Genomic DNA, 21,285 nt, shown 5'->3' on the forward strand with positions numbered 1-21,285 from the left:
CTTTCCACATCACAGGGTTTGGGCATGTCGTCGCTTCTCTGCTTAATTTATGATTTGATAAACACAGAATAAAAACGCTGTTTCGAAAATCCATTAAATAAGAAAGGAGACATCATGTCCTGGTACCCTGACGCTACCCGCTACGAGAATATGCAGTACCGCTATTGCGGCAAGAGCGGCCTGCGCCTGCCTGCGCTGTCGCTGGGTCTGTGGCATAGCTTCGGCCACATCCAGCCTCTTGATTCCCAGCGCGCGCTGCTGCATAAAGCCTTCGACCTCGGTATTACCCATTTCGATCTTGCCAACAACTACGGCCCGCCAGCGGGTAGCGCGGAAGAGAACTTTGGCCGCCTGCTGCGTGAGGACTTTGCCGCGTACCGCGACGAGCTGATTATCTCCACCAAAGCCGGCTACGACATGTGGCCGGGGCCGTATGGTTCGGGGGGATCACGTAAATATCTGCTCGCCAGTCTCGACCAGAGCCTGAAACGCATGGGCGTTGAGTATGTGGATATTTTCTACTCCCACCGCGTGGATGAAAATACGCCGATGGAAGAGACAGCCTCCGCGCTGGCTCACGCGGTTCAGAGTGGAAAAGCGCTATACGTGGGCATTTCCTCCTACTCTACCGAGCGCACACAAAAAATGGCCGCGCTGCTTCACGAGTGGAAGATCCCGCTGCTGATCCACCAGCCGTCCTATAACCTGCTTAACCGCTGGGTCGATAAGACCGGCTTGCTGGATGCGCTGGAAGCAAACGGCACGGGGTGTATCGCCTTTACCCCGCTGGCGCAGGGTCTGCTGACCGGAAAATACCTGAACGGTATTCCTGAAGGTTCTCGCATGCAGCGCGAAGGGAACAAAGTGCGCGGCCTGACGCAGAAAATGCTGACTGAAGCTAACCTGAAAAGTCTTCGTCTGCTTAATGAGATGGCGCAGGCGCGCGGGCAGACGATGGCGCAGATGGCGCTAAGCTGGTTGTTGAAAGATGAACGCGTGACGTCAGTGCTGATAGGCGCGAGCCGTCCGGAACAGCTGGAGGAGAACGTTCAGGCGCTGGAAAATCTGCGCTTTACTGATGACGAACTCAAGCGGATTGACCAGCACGTTGCGGATGGAGAGTTGAATCTGTGGCAGGCGTCATCGGATAAATAGTGCGGTCTGACGCCCTCACCCTGCCCTCTCCCCAGAGGGGAGAGGGTATTCAAGTTCCCTCTCCCCTCTGGGGAGAGGGTTAGGGTGAGGGGTAAGGTGTCTCTACTTCTTACTGATCTTATCCAGATACCCCATCACAAACGCCGACAGCACAAACGTCAGATGGATAATCACATACCACATCAGCTTATTATCCGGCACGTTTTTCGCGTCCATAAACACGCGTAACAGGTGGATAGAGGAGATCGCCACTATAGATGCCGCAACTTTATTCTTCAGCGATGATGCGTCCATTTTTCCGAGCCAGCTGAGCTTTTCTTTATGCTCGGCGATATCAAGCTGAGAGACGAAGTTCTCATAACCGGAGAACATCACCATCACCAGTAAGCCGCCCACCAGCGTCATATCCACCAGCGACAGCAGAACCAGAATCAAATCTGCTTCCGCCACGGAGAAAATGTTAGGCAAGACGTGGAAAATCTCCTGGAAGAACTTGATCGTCAGGGCGACCAGCGCCAGGGAAAGACCGAAATAGACGGGTGCGAGCAGCCAGCGAGAGGCATACATTGCGTTTTCAAAGAAGCGTTCCATAAAATCCTGTCTGCAAACGAAACCAGCGCTCAGTATATCTCAACGGCGCTGACTGTTTGCAAGAACTAACCCGCACGTCACTCAGACGTTGTCCGGGTTGACCTCCGGACGCGCATACTCCGGCCAGACCAGCGCCACAAGCTCGGGGTAGGCTTCCAGACTGAACTCGCGAAAACACTGCCGCAAATTTAATACGTCCAGATCGGAACAGGAAACCTTCTCACCGTTAAGACAGCGCTTTTTGATATTGTCATAATATTTATAAACCGCCGAATTGAGGTCGCTACAGCGACGCTGAGCCTCAAACAGACCGGGGGTATCATTAATTTCCGACATTTTCATACGTTTAATTGTCGCGTGTAAGAAGTCGATATATTCATGATTCACCCGCCAGTACCAGACAGGCGTAACGGAGTTCATCAGAACAGAGAAATGGTCTTCTCCTTCCTCTTTCGTCATCAGCTCAGGCTGTGGCGGTTCACTGGTGTCTTTCGACACTTTCGTTTTATTGAACTCCTGCATCAATAAAAGCACACCAGCGGTCAGTAATAGTAATGTGATGACCGTAAAAAAAATGCTGTTCATGGGTTGGCTCCATTTTTTTTGATTTTAAAATTGCCTCATGATATTGTCAACGAATCTCACGCCTTTACCAACCCCACCCTGTTGAAAATAAAGGAAATTAAAATGCTGCCCGACTATCTCGTCCCGGCTAAGTACCACATTGCGCCTGTGGAACAGAAACCGATGGAAGAAGAAAAAAAGGCCAGTTTAACTCAGGGGAAAAGAAAGCTCTCTGATTTCGAGCCAGATATATTAATTGGCGTTTCCCGCACTGGCAAATCCCGTAATATGTTGCTGGAAGAGCACGATCGCCATATAAAAGACCGCTTATTTCGTGCTATAAAAATTGAAGCCTTCGTCCACCTGCTGAATGACCTGCAGGCCGAAGGTGAAATAGATGCCCAGAAACTAAGTCAAATAATGGCTGAAAAAACAAAAGAAATAAATGAGGCCGGCAATGAAATTTGGCTTAATCTAATTACGCGAGAAAAAAACAACCCTATTTTTTATACCCTGGGGGAAGATTAACGTGAAAGAAGTTAAAGACAATGACGTTTATTTGACTTTAGATGATAAAAAAAGTGATGAATTTATCTTAAAGCAAAATATCGAGGCGCTGAGAAATGCAAAAAATGCCGAGATGACGCGTATTACACAAGACATGGTATCGATCCCGGCAACGCTGGTGCGTCTGAAATGGCAGAATCGCCGCGAGATTTATCCGTTACAGGTCAAAGAAGAAATTTACGGTGCCGTGATGAACGCCATCATCGAACAGCAACCAGAATTGAAAGAGAAACTGCTGGGACGTCTTGAGGCCAACTATCAGTATCTGCTTGCCAGAGAAGTCGCCACCCTGCGCCTGACGCGCAAACTGTCAGCCGGTGAATACCGTACGTCAAACGTCACCTGCGTTGCCCTCGATGAGGATGCGCTTGCAACCTCCTCTACCGCACCGACGGACGACAAAAACGCATAAACCGACAGGCATAAAAAAAGCCGGCTTTCGCCAGCTTCTGTATCACTTCGAGGCCGCTTTCTCTTCCCCGACCAGCCCAATCTTCAGATAACCCGCCTGATGCAGCGTGTCCATTACCTTCATCATGGTTTCGTAGTCGACGGTTTTGTCCGCCCGGAAGAAGACGGTGGTGTCTTTCTTGCCGCCGGTAAGCCGATCCAGCGCCGGAATAACGGAAGCATCCGTTACCGGGTCGTTACCCAGGAACATGGATTTATCCGCTTTCACCGACAGATAGATAGGCTTTTCCGGACGCGGCTGCGGCTGGCTGGAGGAGGCAGGCAGATTCACCTTCACGTCGACCGTCGCCAGCGGCGCAGCCACCATGAAGATAATCAGCAGCACCAGCATGACGTCGATAAACGGCGTCACGTTGATTTCGTGCATTTCGCCGTTATCGTCCAGATTTTCGTTGAGACGCATCGCCATACTATTAACCTACGCGCAGTTTAGACGCCGCATGGACCGGCTTCACGGAGCTGGCATTCAGGTCGAGATCGCGGCTTTGCAGCAGCAGAACCTGGGCGGCAACGTCTCCGAGAGTCGCTTTGTAGCTGCCAATCATACGCGCGAAGATGTTGTAGATAACCACCGCAGGGATAGCGGCAACCAGACCGATTGCCGTCGCCAGCAGCGCTTCCGCGATACCCGGCGCAACCACCGCGAGGTTGGTGGTTTGGGTCTGCGCAATACCGATAAAGCTGTTCATGATGCCCCAGACCGTACCGAACAGACCAATGAACGGCGAAATCGCGCCGATGGTCGCCAGATAACCATTGCCGCGTCCCATGTGTCGACCAACGGCCGCAACACGACGCTCCAGACGGAAACCGGTACGCTCTTTAATGCCTTCGTTATCTTCACTGCCGGCGGAGAGTTCCAGCTCGTTCTGAGCTTCATTCACTAACAGGGTGGTCAGGCTTTTCGCGTGGAAGGATGAGGTCATCTCAGAAGCCTGATCCAGAGAGCGGGCTTCAGCCAGCTGCTGCTGTTCCCGCTTGAGGCGACGCTTCTGCGAAAGCAGCTCGGCGCTTTTGCTGAAGAAGATAGCCCAGGTGACAACGGACGCCAGAATCAGGCCGATCATCACAATCTTAACCACGATGTCAGCATGATGATACATGCCCCAAACGGAGAGATCCGTCTGCATCAAATTATTACCCACTCTGTATCTCCAGGACGCAAATCACAAAATCTGAACGTAATAATATCAAAAAGTCGTCGAATTGATAGTCGTTCTCATTAGTATTTACATGGTGCCTTAATTTTCGCTCACTTTCCTTGCGCTTACGCAGTAAAAATTTCTTATGCGCTTTTTTGCCAATATTTTCTGCTTATTCGATAAGCATGCGGGTGCAGTTTTTTACAATCGTGGTAGTCTGGACGTCCAGACGTATAAAAACAGGGTTTGCAAATATGACGAAGAAGCATCTTGATACCACGCTGGTACAGGCTGGACGCAGCAAAAAATATACTCAGGGTTCGGTTAACAGCGTGATTCAACGCGCCTCTTCCCTGGTGTTTGACACCGTTGAGGAGAAAAAAATCGCCACGCGCAACCGCGCGAAAGGCGGGTTGTTCTATGGTCGTCGCGGCACCCTAACCCACTTTTCTCTGCAGGAGGCGATGTGCGAGCTGGAAGGCGGCGTGGGCTGCGCGCTGTTCCCGTGCGGGGCGGCGGCGGTTGCTAACACCATTCTGGCGTTTGTGGAACAGGGCGACCATATCCTGATGACCAACACGGCCTATGAACCCAGCCAGGATTTCTGCACCAAAATCCTCAGCAAGCTCGGCGTAACGACCGGCTGGTTTGACCCGCTGATTGGTGAAGGCATTGCTGAACTTATCCAGCCAAACACGCGCATTGTGTTCCTGGAATCTCCCGGTTCTATCACCATGGAAGTGCACGACGTGCCGGCTATCGTTAAGGCCGTACGCAGCAAAGCGCCAGAGGCGATTATCATGATCGACAACACCTGGGCGGCGGGCGTGCTGTTTAAGGCGCTGGAATTCGACATTGATATCTCGATTCAGGCGGCAACGAAATACCTGATTGGCCACTCTGACGGGATGATTGGCACCGCGGTATCCAACGCGCGCTGCTGGGACCAGCTGCGTGAAAATGCCTACCTGATGGGCCAGATGGTGGATGCAGACACGGCATACATGACCAGCCGTGGTATCCGCACGCTGGGGGTTCGCCTGCGTCAGCATCATGAAAGTAGTCTGAAAATCGCTGAGTGGCTGGCGCAGCATCCGCAGGTTGAGCGCGTGAACCATCCGGCACTGCCGGGCAGTAAGGGCCATGAGTTCTGGCAGCGTGACTTTACGGGCAGCAGCGGGCTGTTCTCGTTTGTGCTTAAAAAACGGCTCAATAATGACGAGCTGGCGAGCTATCTGGATAATTTTACCCTCTTCAGCATGGCCTACTCCTGGGGCGGTTTTGAATCCCTGATCCTGCCGAATCAGCCGGAGCAGATCGCGGCCCTGCGCCCCGGCGGTGAAGTGGACTTCAGCGGCACCCTCATTAGATTGCATATCGGTTTAGAAAACGTGGACGATTTAATTGCGGATTTATCTGCAGGGTTTGAACGTATCGTGTAGAGTGCGGGCTGAAAATGTACTCTCCGGACGCTTTTGTGAACACTGCAAGCAGAAAAGTCTGCATGAGTTGCGCCTGCGATCAATCCCGGCAGGTAAAATTGGGAGTACAATAGCGTTATCTCTGCTGTTCCACAGGAAAGTCCATGGCTGTTATTCAAGATATTATCGCGGCGCTCTGGCAACATGATTTTGCCGCCCTGGCGGATCCTCACGTCATAGGCGTCGTCTATTTTGTGATGTTCGCAACGCTGTTTCTGGAAAATGGATTACTGCCAGCCTCGTTTTTACCCGGTGACAGTTTGCTTTTACTTGCCGGGGCCTTGATTGGCAAAGGCGTCATGGACTTTACGCCCACGATGGTTATCCTCACCTCCGCCGCGAGCCTGGGCTGCTGGCTGAGCTATCTGCAGGGCCGCTGGCTTGGAAACACGCGCGTGGTAAAAAGCTGGCTGGCGCAGTTGCCCCATAAATACCATCAGCGTGCGACCTGTATGTTTGACCGACACGGCCTGCTGGCACTGCTGGCCGGGCGTTTTCTGGCGTTTGTTCGCACTCTTCTGCCCACCATGGCGGGTATTTCCGGGCTGTCTAACCGCCGGTTTCAGTTCTTCAACTGGCTGAGCGGCCTGCTGTGGGTCGGTGTCGTAACCACGTTCGGCTATGCGCTGAACATGATCCCGTTTGTGAAACATCACGAAGATCAGGTAATGACCTTCCTGATGATCCTGCCGATTTTCCTGCTGGTGGCAGGGCTGGTAGGGACGATTGCGGTGGTGATCAAGAAAAAGTATTGCAGTGCCTGATCCCCTCACCCTGACCCTCTCCCCATTGGGGAGAGGGAAAAAAGCCTAAGCTCCCTGCATGGTTCGGATGCGTGATGCATCTTCTCCCGGCGTGACGCCGAAATAGCGCTTAAACTCCCGACTGAACTGCGACGCGCTTTCGTAACCCACCCGCATGGCCGCCGCGCTGGCCTTCATGCCGTCGTGGATCATCAGCATGCGCGCCTTATGCAGCCGGTAGGTTTTGAGGTACTGCAGCGGCGAAGTGCTGGTCACCGACTTAAAGTTATGGTGAAACGCCGAGACGCTCATGTTCGCTTCCGCGGCCAGCTGGTCAACGCTGAGGTTTTCCGTGTACTGACTCTCAATACGCTTGAGCACGCGGCTGATCAGGCTGAAGTGGGTCTGTCGGCTCACCAGGGCGAGTAACGCCCCGCCGCCCGGGCCCAGCAGCACGTGGTAAAGAATTTCGCGAACGATCTGCTTGCCGAGAATACGCGCGTCCAGCGGCCTCTCCATGACATCCAGCAGGCGCTCAATGGCGCAGAGGATCTCTTCCGACAGCGTCGCCGAGTTAATCCCGCTGGAGGCCATCGACGGCTGGAAGAGCTCGTCTTCGCCAATCTCCATCAGCAGCTCCTGCAGCTGAAGAATATCAACGTTGACGCGAATACCCGCCAGCGGGACCTCCTCTGTCGCGAAGGTTTCACATTCGAAGGGTAAAGGTACCGTCAGGAGCAGATATTCATTGGTGTCGTAGCGGAACACGCGCTCGTTGATATAGCCAATTTTATGGCCAGAGAAGAGAAAAACGATGCCCGGCTGGTACATCACCGGCGTGCGCGTCCCGGGTTGCGTGCCGTAAAGCAGGCGAATGTCCGGCAGCAGGTCGCTGACGTTATTTTCTTTATCTATCAGTCTTTTAATCTGCGCCGTGAGCTGGTGGCAGATCGCTTCGCGGTTCATTTTACGTTACTCCGGGTACGGTTTCCGACCCTTACAGTCTGCGCATTTTTCCGAAGTTTCTCCAGCGCTCTGTAGAAATGGGCAAGACATCGGCAGGAATGTGCATTGAGGGCCTGGTCCCGGACGGCCACAATGAGCAGCATCAGGTAGCCATCAGCGCCACCACGGTTTTTCACCCACTAAAGGGAACGAGCAATGAACAACTTTAATCTTCATACCCCAACCCGCATTCTGTTTGGTAAAGACGCTATCGCCGATCTGCGCGCGCAGATCCCTGCTGACGCCCGCGTGCTGATCACCTACGGCGGCGGCAGCGTGAAAAAAACCGGCGTGCTGGATCGGGTTTACAGCGCCCTGAGCGGCCTGGACGTGCGTGAGTTCGGCGGCATCGAGCCAAACCCGTCTTACGAAACGCTGATGAACGCGGTGAAAATCGCCCGCGAAGAAAATATCACCTTCCTGCTGGCGGTCGGCGGCGGCTCCGTGCTGGACGGCACTAAGTTCATCGCGGCGGCAGCGCACTATGCTGACGGCGTTGATCCGTGGCACATCCTGGAAACCCGCGGCAGCGACATCAAAAGCGCGATCCCGATGGGCTCCGTGCTAACCCTCCCGGCCACCGGCTCTGAATCCAACAAGGGCGCGGTGATCTCCCGCAAAACCACCGGCGACAAGCAGGCCTTTATGAACGAACACGTTCAGCCTGTCTTCGCTATTCTGGATCCGGTGTACACCTACACCCTGCCTGCGCGTCAGGTAGCGAACGGTGTGGTCGATGCCTTTGTTCACACCGTGGAGCAGTACGTGACCTACCCGGTGAATGCCAAAATTCAGGATCGCTTCGCGGAAGGCATTCTGCTGACGCTGATTGAAGAGGGCCCGAAAGCGCTGAAAGAGCCGGAGAACTATGACGTTCGCGCCAACGTCATGTGGGCCGCAACGCAGGCGCTTAACGGCCTGATCGGCGCTGGCGTGCCGCAGGACTGGGCGACCCACATGCTCGGCCATGAGCTGACGGCGATGCACGGTCTGGATCACGCTCAGACGCTGGCCGTTGTGCTGCCCGCGCTGTGGAACGAAAAACGCGACACCAAGCGCGCCAAACTGCTGCAGTACGCCGAGCGCGTGTGGAACATCACCGAGGGTTCTGACGATGCGCGTATTGATGCTGCCATTGAAGCGACCCGCAGCTTCTTTGAAAGCCTGGGCGTGCCAACGCGTCTGTCCGGCTACGGCCTGGACGGCAGCTCTATCCCTACCCTGCTGGCAAAACTCGAAGAGCACGGCATGACCCAGCTCGGCGAGCACGGGGACATTACGCTGGATGTGAGCCGTCGTATCTACGAAGCGGCACGCTAAGCGTTTTTGTCCTCCCGACTTTCGTTTTTTGACATTTCGTCCAGACTTAATGCACACCCCATCGTCGGAGTCCCCCTCCGACGATGCGCACCTGAAGGAGGAAAAATGGCAAACCAAACCGTAATCAAGCTGCAGGACGGCAACGTGATGCCCCAGCTGGGGCTAGGTGTATGGAAAGCCGGTAACGACGAGGTCGTCTCCGCCATTCATAAAGCACTGGAAGTCGGCTATCGGTCGATTGATACCGCCGCCGCGTACAAAAACGAGGACGGCGTGGGTACCGCGCTGGCCAGCGCCGGCGTACCCCGCGATGAGCTATTCATCACCACGAAACTGTGGAACGACGATCAAAAGCGCCCCCGTGAAGCGTTGCAGGAGAGCCTGGAGAAACTCCAGCTCGATTTCGTCGATCTGTACCTGATGCACTGGCCAGTTCCGGCCATCGACCATTACGTTGACGCCTGGAAAGGGATGATTGAACTGCAGAAAGAGGGGCTGGTGAAAAGCATCGGCGTCTGTAACTTCCAGGTACATCACCTGCAGCGTCTGATTGATGAAACGGGCGTCGCACCGGTGATTAACCAGATCGAGCTGCACCCGCTACTGCAGCAGCGTCAGCTTCATGCCTGGAACGCCACTCATAAGATCCAAACCGAATCCTGGAGCCCGCTGGCGCAGGGTGGTGAAGGCGTGTTCGATCAGAAAATTATCCGCGACCTGGCGGATAAATACGGTAAAACCCCGGCGCAAATCGTCATTCGCTGGCATCTGGACAACGGCCTGGTGGTCATTCCGAAATCGGTCACGCCGTCGCGTATCGCCGAGAACTTTGACGTCTGGGATTTCCGGCTGGACAAAGACGAGCTGGGTGAAATTGCGAAGCTGGATAAGGGCAAGCGTTTAGGGCCGGATCCGGATCAGTTTGGCGGGTAATCCCCTCACCCTGCCCTCTCCCCAAAGGGGAGAGGGTGTTCAAGTTCCCTCTCCCCTTTGGGGAGAGGGTTAGGGTGAGGGGTGAGGACATCATCGTTATCCAATCTTACGCTTTACGCTCTTCTTCGTCCCCGCACCACCGTTCGAACGCTGATGCACAATCGGCGTGTGCTTTGTCAGCGCCGGGCGCGTATTGCGGTTCTGGCGACGCGCTTCGCGTATCTCATCCAGCGTCGGGGCCGGAACCAGGCAGTCGCGGCGCGAGCCAATCAGATGTTTTTTACCCATCTCTTCCAGCGCCTGGCGGATCAGCGGCCAGTTTTTCGGATCGTGATAGCGCAGCAGCGCCTTGTGCAGACGGCGCTGTTTATCCCCTTTCGGTACCACCACCTCTTCACTCTTGTAGCCAATCTTACTCAGCGGGTTCTTGCCGGTGTAATACATGGTCGTCGAGTTGGCGAGCGGTGACGGATAGAAGTTCTGCACCTGATCCAGACGGAAGCGACGCTGCTTCAGCCACAGCGCCAGGTTGACCATGTCTTCATCGCGCGTGCCCGGGTGCGCGGAGATGAAGTACGGGATCAGATACTGCTCTTTGCCCGCCTGTTTCGAGTAGGTGTCGAACAGCTGCTTAAAGCGATCGTAGCTGCCCATGCCCGGCTTCATCATCTTCGACAGCGGGCCTTCTTCGGTGTGCTCCGGCGCAATCTTCAGATAGCCGCCAACGTGGTGCGTCGCCAGCTCTTTGATGTAGCGCGGATCTTCCACGGCGATGTCGTAACGTACTCCGGAGGCGATGAGGATCTTCTTGATGCCCTTCAGGTCACGCGCGCGGCGGTAGAGGTTGATCGTCGGCTCGTGGTTGGTGTCCATGTGCTCGCAAATGCTCGGGTAGACGCACGAGAGACGACGACAGGTTTGCTCCGCGCGCGGCGATTTGCAGCGCAGCATATACATGTTCGCGGTTGGGCCGCCGAGATCGGAGATCACCCCGGTAAAGCCCGGCACCGAGTCGCGAATGGCTTCGATCTCATTGATGATCGAATCTTCAGAGCGGCTCTGGATAATGCGCCCCTCGTGCTCGGTAATTGAGCAAAAGGAACAGCCGCCGAAGCAGCCGCGCATGATGTTGATCGAGAAGCGGATCATCTCATACGCCGGGATACGGGCGTTGCCGTACGCCGGGTGCGGCACGCGCTTGTAAGGCAGCGCAAAGACGCTGTCCATCTCTTCGGTGGAGAGCGGGATCGCTGGCGGGTTGATCCAGATAAAGCGCTCGCCGTGCTTCTGCATCAACGCGCGGGCGCAGCCCGGGTTGGTTTCGTGGTGCAGAATACGGGACGCGTGCGCGTAGAGCACCTTGTCGGCTTTTACCTTCTCGTAGGACGGCAGCAGCACGTAGGTCTTTTCCCACGGCTTCGGACGCGGTGGCTGCACAACGATAGCCTTCGCTTCCGCTTTCTTCGGCTCAACCGGCTTGTTATCCGCACACGGCAGATCTTCACCATAAGGGTGCGGGATCGGATCGATTTTGCCCGGCATATCGATGATACGGGAATCTACCCCGCTCCAGCCCGGCAGCGCCTCTTTCACCATGATCGCGGTGTTGCGCACGTCACGGATGCTGCTCACCGGCTCGCCCTGCGACAGACGGTGCGCAACTTCCACCAGCGGACGCTCGCCGTTACCGTAAATCAGCATGTCGGCCTTGGAGTCCACCAGCACCGAGCGGCGAACGGTATCCGACCAGTAGTCATAGTGCGCGGTGCGGCGCAGGCTCGCCTCGATGCCGCCCAGAATCACCGGCACGTCTTTCCAGGCTTCTTTGCAGCGCTGGGTATAGACCAGGGTCGCGCGATCCGGGCGTTTACCCGCCACGTTATCCGGCGTGTAGGCGTCGTCATGGCGCAGCTTGCGGTCGGCGGTATAGCGGTTGATCATCGAGTCCATGTTGCCGGCGGTGACACCGAAGAACAGGTTGGGTTTACCCAGACGCATAAAGTCGTCTTTGCTGTTCCAGTCGGGCTGGGAGATGATCCCCACGCGGAAGCCCTGCGCTTCGAGCATACGGCCACAGATGGCCATGCCGAAGCTCGGATGGTCAACGTAGGCATCGCCCGTGACCAGAATGATGTCGCAGCTGTCCCAGCCCAGCTGGTCCATCTCTTCCCGGGACATCGGCAGGAACGGCGCCGGTCCAAAGCAGGCTGCCCAGTACTGGGGCCAGGAGAAGAGGTCACGATCCGGCTGGATCAGGGAGATTGCGCTCATAATGCTTCCGAAGAAAAAATAGACAAAAGGAGCGGGATTATACGCTGTTCATCCGTCAGATTTGAAGAAAAGGATGCAGGAAGCAGGCAGATATTCGTGGAAGTCGTTAAAATACAGCGCCCTGTTAATTTTGCATCATAATTACCCCTGACTCTCCCGGTCTTCAGCCGCCGGGAGGAATTCTGGCGTGGAGTTGCTTTGTGAAGTTCAACGATTCGTTACATGTGTCTCAGCTGCGGGTTGTGCTCCACCTCTGCGGTTTTTTGGTTCTGCTGTACAGCCTGTCGATGCTGCCGCCGATGGTCATCGCCCTGCTCAATAAAGAGCGGACCTACTTTGCGTTCCTGACCACCTTTTTGACCTTTTTCAGCCTCGGAGGGTTAACCTGGCGGGCAACCCGCCACGCCGGCATACAGCTGCGCACCCGCGACGGTTTCGTGATCATCGTGCTGTTCTGGCTGCTGTTTTCATTGATAAGCGCCATGCCGCTATGGATGGATGATGGCCTGCACCTCTCCTTTGCGGACGCGCTCTTCGAAGGGGTTTCCGGGATCACCACCACCGGGGCGACGGTGATCGGGGACGTCAGCGCCCTGCCGAAGTCGTACCTTTATTATCGCGCTCAGCTCAATTTCATTGGCGGATTAGGCGTCATCGTGCTGGCCGTCGCGGTTCTGCCGCTGCTGGGCATTGGTGGCATGAAGCTCTATCAGTCAGAGATGCCGGGTCCGTTCAAGGAGGAGCGCCTGACGCCCCGCCTTGCCGATACCGCGCGTACCCTGTGGGTGACCTACTTCGCGCTGGGCGTGGCCTGCACCCTGGCCTACTGGCTGGCGGGGATGCCCTTTTTTGACGCCCTCTGTCACGGGCTTTCGACGGTGTCGCTGGGCGGGTTCTCCACCCGCAGCGAGAGCATCGGTTTTTATGACAGCCACGCGATTGAGCTGGTCGCCGGGGCGTTTTCGCTGCTCTCCGCGTTTAACTTCACCCTCTGGTACGTCGCCATTGTCCGACGCACCCTGAAGCCGATTCGCCGCAGCCCGGAGGTGAGATTCTTTCTGAGCGCCGCCGCGGTGATTATCGTCATCACCGCCTGGCAGGTCTGGCACGCGGGAATGTACAACCCTGTCGATAGCCTGGTGCACGCCTTCTTCCTGGCCAGTTCGATGATGACCGATAACGGCCTTTCGACAGCTGACTATGCCCAATGGCCCGCCCACACCATCTTCCTGCTGTTGAGCGCCAGCTTTTTTGGCGGCTGCGTAGGCTCAACCTGCGGCGGGATCAAAGCCCTGCGTTTTCTCATTATGTTCAAGCAGAGTATTCAGGAGATGAACCAGCTGGCCCATCCGCGCGCGCTGCTGAGCATAAAGGTGGGCAAAAGCGTGGTGAATGAACGCGTCCTGCGCTCGGTATGGAGCTTCTTTTTTCTCTACGTGATGATCACGGGCTTTTTTGTCTGGGCGCTTAATTTGATGGGCTACGACCTGTTTACGTCATTCGCCACGGTTGCCGCCTGTATCAACAACATGGGGCTGGGATTTGGCGAGACGGCGTCAACGTTCGGCACGTTAACAGAGGGAGCGAAACTGCTGATGTGCGCGGCGATGATCTTAGGGCGTCTGGAAATTTACCCGGTACTGATTCTGTTCTCGCGCTTTTTCTGGCGGGCTTAAAACATTCCCGGCGAACCGGGAATGTCAGGGGGTTAAGGCGCGGGGTTAATCAGCATCTGCCCCACGGAGCCCCTGTCCATCATCTCCAGCGTCTGGCTGTGGAACAGGAACGGGAAGTGCGGCCAGGAAGGCTGGCCGTAGTAGACGAGCAGTTCAACCTGGCCGTCCACCCAGACGGTATCTTTCCATCCACGGTCTTCCGGGAACGGCATCGCACCGTTAACGTTGCGGATCAGGAAGCTTACCCCTTCAATATGGAACGACTGCGGCATATCTGAACGCACCGTCCAGCGCTCCCAGGTGCCCTGCTGGGCGGTGATATCAATACGGTTCACATCCCATAGCGCGCCGTTAATGCCTGGATCGTCGCCCAGGCTGATATCACGGCTGCGCACCGGCGAACCGCTCACGATCTCCTGCGGCAGCAGACGCATCGGCAGGCTGTCGGTGACCAACGGCAGCAGGCCGGTTGGGCGCAGGGTTAACACCAGCGTGGAGACCAGAATGCTCGACGGCTCAAAGAACCCGCGAATACGATCAACAATGCTCGCGGCTTCACCACAGGTGACGGAGACTTCATCCCCGTTGGTCATATCCACCAGAATTTCACGACGCTCTCCCGGCGCCAGCGCCAGCTGTTTTACGGAGACAGGCGCGGGTAAAAAGCCCTGGTCGCCGGAGATGACATGCAGCGGGCGGCCATCGCTCATCTGCAGCTGATAACGGCGCGAGTTAGAGGCGTTGAGCAGACGCAGGCGCACCCAGCCACGGGACACTTCCACGTACGGGCTCTGCGCGCCGTTAACCAGCAGCGTATCGCCGACGAAGCCACCGCTGCCCGGCTCGCTGTACTCCGGCGTACCGAAGTTATCCAGACGTTTGTCCTGAATGATGACCGGGAAATCATCCACGCCGTAGTGGTTCGGGATCGGCAGCGATTTGCTCATCTCATCTTCCACCAGCCACATGCCGGCCAGGCCGTTATAGACCTGCTGCGCCGTACGGTTAGGGGTATTGGCGTGATACCACAGGGTTGCCGCGCTCTGGCGGATCGGCAGGACGGGCGCCCAGTCGGCGTTGGGGGACATCATTCGCGCCGCGCCGCCAATCAGCGGGCCAGGAACCTGTAAGCCGCTGATGGTCATGGCGACGTTTTCAGCCGTACGGTTGCTGTAAATGAGCTTAACGTCATCGCCGTTCCACACGCGGACGGTCGGCCCGAGGTAGCGCCCGTTAATGCCCCACACCGGCGCGCGCGTGCCCTGGGTGAACGACCAGTGGCTGCGCTGAAGCGTGAGGAAAAGCGGCTGCCCGCGACGGGATTCAATCAACGGCGGAATGGGTAGCGGCTGTTGCTGCCCGGCGGCGCTGGCTGTCAGCGGCATCGCACCCGCACAAAGGGCAATCCCCGAAGCCTGAATAAACTGACGCCGACTGAGTGACATATAAGCTCCATCTGAAACGACTAACAACGCGGGAATTCGTTTTCCCTTTAACGCCGGATTAAACCTTACCGGCGGCTTCTCTTTCTGCGACTTCTTTGTCCAGCAGCGCAATATGCTGAGCCATCAGCTCGCGGCAGTGGGCTGCCAGCTCGCGCACCTGGTCTTTACCATACTTACTGGTATCGACGGGTGGCAGCATTTCGACAATCACCAGACCATTATTCAGGCGGTTAAGATTAATCTTATTAGAAGTATTGGAAACGCACACGGGAATAATTGGAACACCTGCCGCAATTGCGGCATGAAACGCGCCGGTTTTAAACGGCAGCAGACCGCGACCGCGGCTGCGCGTTCCTTCCGGGAACATCCAGATGGATATTTTGCGCTTTTTAAAATGGTTCACCACTTCCGCAATGGTGCCGTGCGCTTTTGCGCGGTTATTACGGTCGATCAGCAGGTTACCGGTCAGCCAGTACAGCTGGCCAAAAAACGGGATCCACAGCAGGCTTTTTTTCCCCACCGTTACGGTCGGCGGCAGAACAATATTGGAGGCCGTCACCATATCGTAGTTGTTCTGATGGTTAGCGATATAGATGGCGTTACCGAAATTCTCCGCCCCTTCAGGCAGGCGTTTTTCAACCTTCAGGCCAAACAGCGGCGCAAGGCGGCCGAACATATGGCCAAAGGTGGCAACATGCTTCGGATTACGCGGGCTGAACAGGCAGTAAATAGAGCCGAAAATACAGACCAGAATGCAGTAGATAACGGTAAGAATAAGACGAACAATATATAGCATAGCGACCTCTGAAGCCCTGACAGCTGACAATTATACTTCACCTGTGGCCAGGTAAGGACTTTATTACGAGCGCGTATTGTTAATCGCAACGCACGAATTAACAACGATTTTACGGGAAATTTTATTGAAATACCCCCTCCGGACAGAGGGGGTGTCACGGCATTACTCTTCGCTGTCGCCCGCGCTGCTGCGCGCAGGGGAATCAATCTCCACGCGGTCGATACGCTGCAGGCCGCGCATCAGCGAACCGCGGCGGCCACGCTCGCCCACCACTTTCTGCAGCTCTTCCGGACGAAGCTTGATTTTACGCTTGCCGACGTGAATGGTCAGCGTGCTTTGCGGCGGCAGAAGGAAGAGATGCGCCAGGCCATCTTCACCTTTCGCGGCTTCCGCAGACGGTATGTTGATGATCTTGTTGCCCTTACCTTTCGACAGCTCCGGCAGGTCGCTGACCGGGAACATCAGCATGCGTCCGGCAGAGGTGATCGCCAGCAGCATGTCGCTCTCGTTCTCGATCACCAGCGGCGGCATCACGTGAGCGTTGTCCGGCAGGCTGATCAGCGCTTTACCGGCGCGGTTACGCGACACCAGGTCGTTAAAGGTACAAATAAAGCCATAGCCCGCATCGGACGCCAGCAGCAACTTCTGGTCATCGGCCTCCATCAGCATGTGGTCAACCGTTGCGCCCGGCGGCAGCGTCAGCTTGCCGGTCAGCGGTTCGCCCTGGCCGCGCGCGGAAGGCAGCGTGATCGGGTCGATGGCGTAGCTGCGGCCCGTGGAGTCGATAAACGCCACCGGCTGGTTGCTCTTACCTTTCACCGCCGCTTTAAAGCTGTCGCCCGCTTTGTAGCTCAGACCCGGCGCGTCGATATCGTGGCCTTTGGCGCTGCGCACCCAGCCGCTCTGCGACAGCACAATGGTCACCGGCTCGGACGGCTGCATGTCGTGCTCGTTCATCGCCTTCGCTTCTTCGCGCTCGTGCAGCGGAGAACGACGGTCATCGCCGAAGGCATCGGCATCCGCCTGCAGCTCTTTCTTCAGCAGGTTATTCATTTTGCGTTCTGACGCGAGGATCGCCTGCAGCTGATCGCGCTCTTTTTCCAGCTCGTTCTGCTCGCCGCGGATCTTCATCTCTTCCAGCTTAGCGAGATGGCGCAGCTTCAGTTCGAGGATCGCTTCGGCCTGGGTTTCGCTGATGCCGAAGCGCGACATCAGGGCCGGCTTCGGCTCGTCCTCGGTACGGATGATCTCGATCACCTCGTCGATATTGAGGAACGCCACCAGCAAACCTTCGAGGATGTGCAGGCGCTTAAGCACCTTCTCCAGACGATGGTTCAGACGACGGCGCACCGTATCGCGGCGGAACGTCAGCCATTCGGAGAGGATCTCAAGCAGGTTTTTCACCGCCGGGCGTCCGTCAAGGCCGATCATGTTCAGGTTGATGCGGTAGCTTTTTTCCAGATCGGTAGTGGCGAACAGGTGGTTCATCACCTGCTCCATGTCCACGCGGTTGGAGCGCGGCACGATCACCAGACGGGTAGGGTTCTCGTGGTCGGACTCGTCGCGCAGGTCATCCACCATCGGCAGCTTTTTATTGCGCATCTGGGAAGCGATCTGCTCCAGCACTTTCGCGCCGGAAACCTGGTGCGGCAGCGCGGTGATCACCACGGCGCCGTCCTCTTTGTTCCACACCGCGCGCATGCGCACGGAGCCGCGACCGTTCTGGTAGATTTTGCGGATTTCCGCGCGCGAGGTGATGATCTCGGCTTCGGTCGGGTAGTCCGGCCCCTGGACGATATCCAGCAGATCGTCCAGCGAGGTTTTTGGCTGCTCAATCAGGGTGATGGCGGCTTTCGCCACTTCACGCAGGTTGTGCGGCGGAATGTCCGTCGCCATGCCGACCGCGATACCGGTGGTGCCGTTCAGCAGGATGTTCGGCAGACGCGCAGGCAGCATTTTCGGCTCCTGCATCGTACCGTCGAAGTTTGGCACCCAGTCAACGGTTCCCTGACCCAGCTCGCCCAGCAGCACTTCGGCATATTTGGACAGGCGGGATTCGGTATAACGCATTGCCGCGAAGGATTTTGGATCGTCCGGCGCACCCCAGTTCCCCTGCCCGTCCACCAGCGGGTAGCGGTAAGAGAACGGCTGCGCCATCAGCACCATCGCTTCATAACAGGCGCTGTCGCCGTGCGGATGGTATTTACCCAGTACGTCACCGACGGTACGGGCGGATTTCTTGAACTTGGCGGTGGCGTTCAGCCCCAGCTCGGACATCGCGTAGACGATGCGGCGCTGAACGGGCTTCAGGCCATCCCCGATAAACGGTAACGCCCTGTCCATGATGACGTACATGGAGTAGTTCAGGTAGGCGTTTTCCGTGAATTCATGTAGCGCGAGGCGCTCTGCCATATCGCTCATTACGTGTGATTCCTCAACTCAGAAACCGAAGGGTTTCAGGCAATATTGCCGCAGATACTACCTCATCTGATGAATTGAGTCACAAAGAAAAAGGGCCGCATAAGCGGCCCTTTTCGGGTTATTTGTTCAGCTTGATGACCTGCTTCACGTCGATTTCAAATTCGTTCCAGTCTTTGTCGACTTTACCCTGCAGTTCGACTTTATCCTGCGGGGTCACGGTCACGCCGTTCCAGCGCTTGTGATCAATCTCAACCACTACCGTGCCGGACTCATCGCGGAAGGTGTAGCGGTCATCGGACAGGCGCTCGGTAATGTTCCCGCGCAGCTTGACCCAGGCGTCGTCCTTCAGATCTTTGACTTTAGCCGCGGTGGTGAGGTTGGCGTTGTTATCGACAAAACCGCCCTGCTGGGTTTGCGTCTGGGTCTGTGTAGCGGATGGGCCAGTGAAACCGCCCTGAGCAGCAAAGACCGGCGCGGTGGTCATCATCATGATGGCAGCAATTGCAGCGAATTTTTTCATCGTAATCTCTCCCTTTAATGTCGTTTCACAATCCATTAAACAGGGTAAACCTTAACAACTTCTTAAGGGGAAAATTTATTTATTTTTACTGTACAGCAGGCGCTTGCAGAGGGTTTACTGACGGCATCAAGGAGGGAACATGCGCATTTTACTGGTAGAAGACGACAGGTTAATTGGTGATGGCATCAAAGCGGGCTTAAGCAAACTGGGCTTTAGCGTGGACTGGTTTACCGACGGGAAAACCGGACAGGCCGCGCTCGCCTCTGCGCCCTATGATGCCGTCGTGCTTGATCTGACCCTGCCGGAACTGGACGGTCTGGACATCCTGCGCGCCTGGCGCGAAAGCGGGCGCAGCGAGCCGGTGCTGATCCTGACGGCGCGGGATGCGCTGAACCAGCGCGTCGAGGGGCTGCGCCTCGGGGCAGACGATTATCTCTGTAAGCCGTTCGCGCTGATCGAGGTGGCTGCCCGCCTGGAAGCGCTGGTGCGCCGCAGCCACGGCCAGACGCGCAGCGAGTTGCGCCACGGCAAGGTGACGCTCGACCCGGCAAGCCTCATCGCCACGCTGGAGGGCGAAACGGTGACGCTTAAACCGAAAGAGTTCGCCCTGCTGGAGCTGTTAATGCGTAACGCGGGCCGGGTGCTGCCGCGCAAGCTCATCGAGGAAAAGCTTTATACCTGGGACGATGACGTCTCCAGCAACGCCGTGGAAGTCCATGTTCATCATTTACGCCGCAAGCTCGGGAGCGAGTTTATCCGCACCGTGCACGGCATCGGCTATACCCTGGGTGACGCATGAAGCTGAGCCTGAAGCTGCGCCTGACGCTTCTCTTTTTAGCGCTGTCTCTGACGGCCTGGTTTGCCGCCAGCCTGGTGGCGTGGCAGCAGACTACCCACAAGCTCGATAAGCTGTTCGATACGCAGCAGATGCTGTTTGCCAAACGGCTGCTGACGATGGATCTTGACGAGATCCGCGCGCCGGAGCGCATGCGCGAGGTGCCGAAAAAGGCCAAACACGGGCATCTGGACGATGACGCGCTGGCCTTCGCTATTTACGCTTCAGATGGCACGATGATCCTTAACGACGGCGAAAACGGGCGCGATATTCCGTATCACTATCGTCGCGACGGCTTTGATGACGGACGGCTTCAGGATGACAACGACGAATGGCGCTTTTTATGGCTGACGTCGCCAGACGGAAAATACCGCGTGGTGGTCGGCCAGGAGTGGGAGTACCGGCAGGATATGGCGCTGGACGTGGTCAGCTCGCAGCTGACGCCGTGGCTGGTGGCGCTGCCGGTGATGCTGCTGTTGCTTATTGTCCTGCTGAGCCGGGAACTAAAGCCCCTGAAAAAGCTGGCCCAGACCCTGCGTTCCCGCTCGCCGGACGCCACCGACGCCCTGCCCACTCAGGACGTGCCTGCGGAGGTGCGCCCCCTGCTCAACTCGCTGAACCATCTTTTTGCGCGTACCCAGGAGATGATGGCCCGCGAGCGCCGCTTCACCTCCGACGCCGCCCACGAGCTGCGCAGCCCACTGGCCGCGCTGAAGGTGCAAACCGACGTGGCGCAGCTTTCACAGGACGATCCGCAGGCGCAGGAAAAAGCGCTGGCGCAGCTGCACGCGGGTATCGACCGCGCCTCCCGGCTGGTGGATCAGCTCCTCACCCTGTCGCGCCTGGACTCGCTGGATAGTCTGGACGGCGTAGAACAGATAGCGATGGCCGACCTGCTGCAGTCTGCGGTGATGGATATCTACCCTTCGGCGCAGCAGGCGGGTATTGATATTCGTCTTAACATCAACGCGCCGGAGGTGACTCGCACGGGTCAACAGCTGCTTCTGAGCCTGCTGGCGCGTAACCTGCTGGACAACGCTACCCGTTACAGCCCGCGCGGCAGCGTGGTAGACGTGACGCTGAACACCCGTAGCTTCACCGTGCGCGACAACGGCCCGGGCATTTCACCCGATGCGCTGGCGCGTCTCGGCGAGCGGTTTTATCGTCCGCCGGGTCAGGACGCAACGGGCAGCGGGCTGGGATTATCCATTGTGAAACGCATTGCCGCGCTGCACGGCATGCGCGTCTCGCTGGGCAATGCGCCTGAAGGCGGCTTTGACGTGAAGGTCAGCTGGTAAGGGATTATTGCACTACGCGCAAAAGACTTTGCACATTTTGCTCATTTTTCC

20 protein-coding genes are annotated in these 21,285 nt (G+C 56.7%); 10 read left to right on the forward strand and 10 right to left on the reverse strand.

The window, feature by feature from the left end:
- Nucleotides 1-114 precede the first annotated feature (114 nt).
- Complete coding sequence (locus AC4ICF_RS19455) at nt 115-1,155, forward strand: aldo/keto reductase (protein WP_316379931.1); 1,041 nt, start codon at nt 115-117, stop codon at nt 1,153-1,155.
- A 102-nt stretch (nt 1,156-1,257) separates the two neighbouring features.
- On the opposite strand, the gene AC4ICF_RS19460 is transcribed toward AC4ICF_RS19455, so the two are convergent.
- Complete coding sequence (locus AC4ICF_RS19460; protein WP_003862473.1) at nt 1,258-1,746, reverse strand: TIGR00645 family protein; 489 nt, start codon at nt 1,744-1,746, stop codon at nt 1,258-1,260.
- 81 nt (nt 1,747-1,827) lie between these two features.
- Nucleotides 1,828-2,331 (reverse strand): ESA_00282 family adhesion-associated protein, encoded by a 504-nt coding sequence (locus AC4ICF_RS19465; protein ID WP_116342034.1) that lies wholly within the window; start codon nt 2,329-2,331, stop codon nt 1,828-1,830.
- Nucleotides 2,332-2,433: 102 nt separating this feature from the next.
- Between AC4ICF_RS19465 and AC4ICF_RS19470 the strand changes: the two genes are divergently transcribed.
- Nucleotides 2,434-2,838 (forward strand): hypothetical protein, encoded by a 405-nt coding sequence (locus tag AC4ICF_RS19470; protein ID WP_233002812.1) that lies wholly within the window; start codon nt 2,434-2,436, stop codon nt 2,836-2,838.
- A gap of 1 nt (nt 2,839) precedes the next feature.
- Nucleotides 2,840-3,289: a cytoplasmic protein gene (locus AC4ICF_RS19475; RefSeq protein ID WP_116342038.1), complete on the forward strand. Its 450-nt coding sequence runs from the start codon at nt 2,840-2,842 to the stop codon at nt 3,287-3,289.
- 42 nt (nt 3,290-3,331) lie between these two features.
- Here the strand turns inward: AC4ICF_RS19475 and exbD are convergent, their stop codons facing one another.
- Nucleotides 3,332-3,757, reverse strand: a complete 426-nt coding sequence (gene exbD, locus AC4ICF_RS19480) for a TonB system transport protein ExbD (protein WP_116342040.1) — start codon at nt 3,755-3,757, stop codon at nt 3,332-3,334.
- A gap of 4 nt (nt 3,758-3,761) precedes the next feature.
- Nucleotides 3,762-4,493, reverse strand: a complete 732-nt coding sequence (exbB, locus tag AC4ICF_RS19485; RefSeq protein WP_163329679.1) for a tol-pal system-associated acyl-CoA thioesterase — start codon at nt 4,491-4,493, stop codon at nt 3,762-3,764.
- 251 nt (nt 4,494-4,744) lie between these two features.
- Here exbB and metC point away from each other — a divergent pair, with 251 nt between their 5' ends.
- Nucleotides 4,745-5,932 carry a cystathionine beta-lyase gene (gene metC, locus AC4ICF_RS19490; RefSeq protein ID WP_116342044.1) on the forward strand — a complete coding sequence of 396 codons (1,188 nt, stop codon included), beginning with the start codon at nt 4,745-4,747 and terminating at the stop codon, nt 5,930-5,932.
- Nucleotides 5,933-6,075: 143 nt separating this feature from the next.
- The gene (gene yghB / locus AC4ICF_RS19495) at nt 6,076-6,735 is read left to right on the forward strand and encodes a DedA family general envelope maintenance protein YghB (RefSeq protein WP_163329680.1); all 660 of its coding nucleotides are present in this window, start codon (nt 6,076-6,078) and stop codon (nt 6,733-6,735) included.
- 45 nt (nt 6,736-6,780) lie between these two features.
- On the opposite strand, the gene AC4ICF_RS19500 is transcribed toward yghB, so the two are convergent.
- A complete protein-coding gene (locus tag AC4ICF_RS19500; protein ID WP_233002811.1) occupies nt 6,781-7,680 on the reverse strand; it encodes an AraC family transcriptional regulator in 900 nt (299 codons plus the stop codon).
- 195 nt (nt 7,681-7,875) lie between these two features.
- Here AC4ICF_RS19500 and yqhD point away from each other — a divergent pair, with 195 nt between their 5' ends.
- Both yqhD and dkgA read left to right on the forward strand, forming a co-directional pair.
- A complete protein-coding gene (gene yqhD / locus AC4ICF_RS19505; protein WP_316379930.1) occupies nt 7,876-9,039 on the forward strand; it encodes an alcohol dehydrogenase in 1,164 nt (387 codons plus the stop codon).
- 105 nt (nt 9,040-9,144) lie between these two features.
- Complete coding sequence (gene dkgA / locus AC4ICF_RS19510) at nt 9,145-9,972, forward strand: 2,5-didehydrogluconate reductase DkgA (protein ID WP_021242117.1); 828 nt, start codon at nt 9,145-9,147, stop codon at nt 9,970-9,972.
- 96 nt (nt 9,973-10,068) lie between these two features.
- Here dkgA and AC4ICF_RS19515 read toward each other — a convergent pair whose 3' ends face one another.
- Nucleotides 10,069-12,243, reverse strand: a complete 2,175-nt coding sequence (locus tag AC4ICF_RS19515; protein WP_316379929.1) for a YgiQ family radical SAM protein — start codon at nt 12,241-12,243, stop codon at nt 10,069-10,071.
- A 200-nt stretch (nt 12,244-12,443) separates the two neighbouring features.
- Here AC4ICF_RS19515 and AC4ICF_RS19520 point away from each other — a divergent pair, with 200 nt between their 5' ends.
- Nucleotides 12,444-13,919, forward strand: a complete 1,476-nt coding sequence (locus AC4ICF_RS19520; protein WP_316379928.1) for a TrkH family potassium uptake protein — start codon at nt 12,444-12,446, stop codon at nt 13,917-13,919.
- A 32-nt stretch (nt 13,920-13,951) separates the two neighbouring features.
- On the opposite strand, the gene ftsP is transcribed toward AC4ICF_RS19520, so the two are convergent.
- The 4 genes from ftsP to AC4ICF_RS19540 form a co-directional block, all read right to left on the reverse strand.
- The gene (gene ftsP, locus AC4ICF_RS19525) at nt 13,952-15,364 is read right to left on the reverse strand and encodes a cell division protein FtsP (RefSeq protein ID WP_116342056.1); all 1,413 of its coding nucleotides are present in this window, start codon (nt 15,362-15,364) and stop codon (nt 13,952-13,954) included.
- A 58-nt stretch (nt 15,365-15,422) separates the two neighbouring features.
- Nucleotides 15,423-16,160, reverse strand: coding sequence for a 1-acylglycerol-3-phosphate O-acyltransferase (gene plsC, locus AC4ICF_RS19530; protein WP_061097059.1), 738 nt, complete (start codon nt 16,158-16,160; stop codon nt 15,423-15,425).
- A 162-nt stretch (nt 16,161-16,322) separates the two neighbouring features.
- Nucleotides 16,323-18,581, reverse strand: a complete 2,259-nt coding sequence (gene parC / locus AC4ICF_RS19535) for a DNA topoisomerase IV subunit A (RefSeq protein ID WP_116342058.1) — start codon at nt 18,579-18,581, stop codon at nt 16,323-16,325.
- A 118-nt stretch (nt 18,582-18,699) separates the two neighbouring features.
- Nucleotides 18,700-19,101 (reverse strand): YgiW/YdeI family stress tolerance OB fold protein, encoded by a 402-nt coding sequence (locus AC4ICF_RS19540; RefSeq protein WP_023309189.1) that lies wholly within the window; start codon nt 19,099-19,101, stop codon nt 18,700-18,702.
- Between the two features lie 139 nt (nt 19,102-19,240).
- Here AC4ICF_RS19540 and qseB point away from each other — a divergent pair, with 139 nt between their 5' ends.
- Nucleotides 19,241-19,900: a quorum sensing response regulator transcription factor QseB gene (qseB, locus tag AC4ICF_RS19545; protein ID WP_163329687.1), complete on the forward strand. Its 660-nt coding sequence runs from the start codon at nt 19,241-19,243 to the stop codon at nt 19,898-19,900.
- The gene (gene qseC / locus AC4ICF_RS19550; protein ID WP_316379927.1) at nt 19,897-21,234 is read left to right on the forward strand and encodes a quorum sensing histidine kinase QseC; all 1,338 of its coding nucleotides are present in this window, start codon (nt 19,897-19,899) and stop codon (nt 21,232-21,234) included. Before qseB ends, qseC begins: the two co-directional genes overlap by 4 nt.
- Nucleotides 21,235-21,285 lie beyond the last annotated feature (51 nt).

The organism is Enterobacter sp. ECC_219_Taxon_10, from assembly GCF_058354905.1.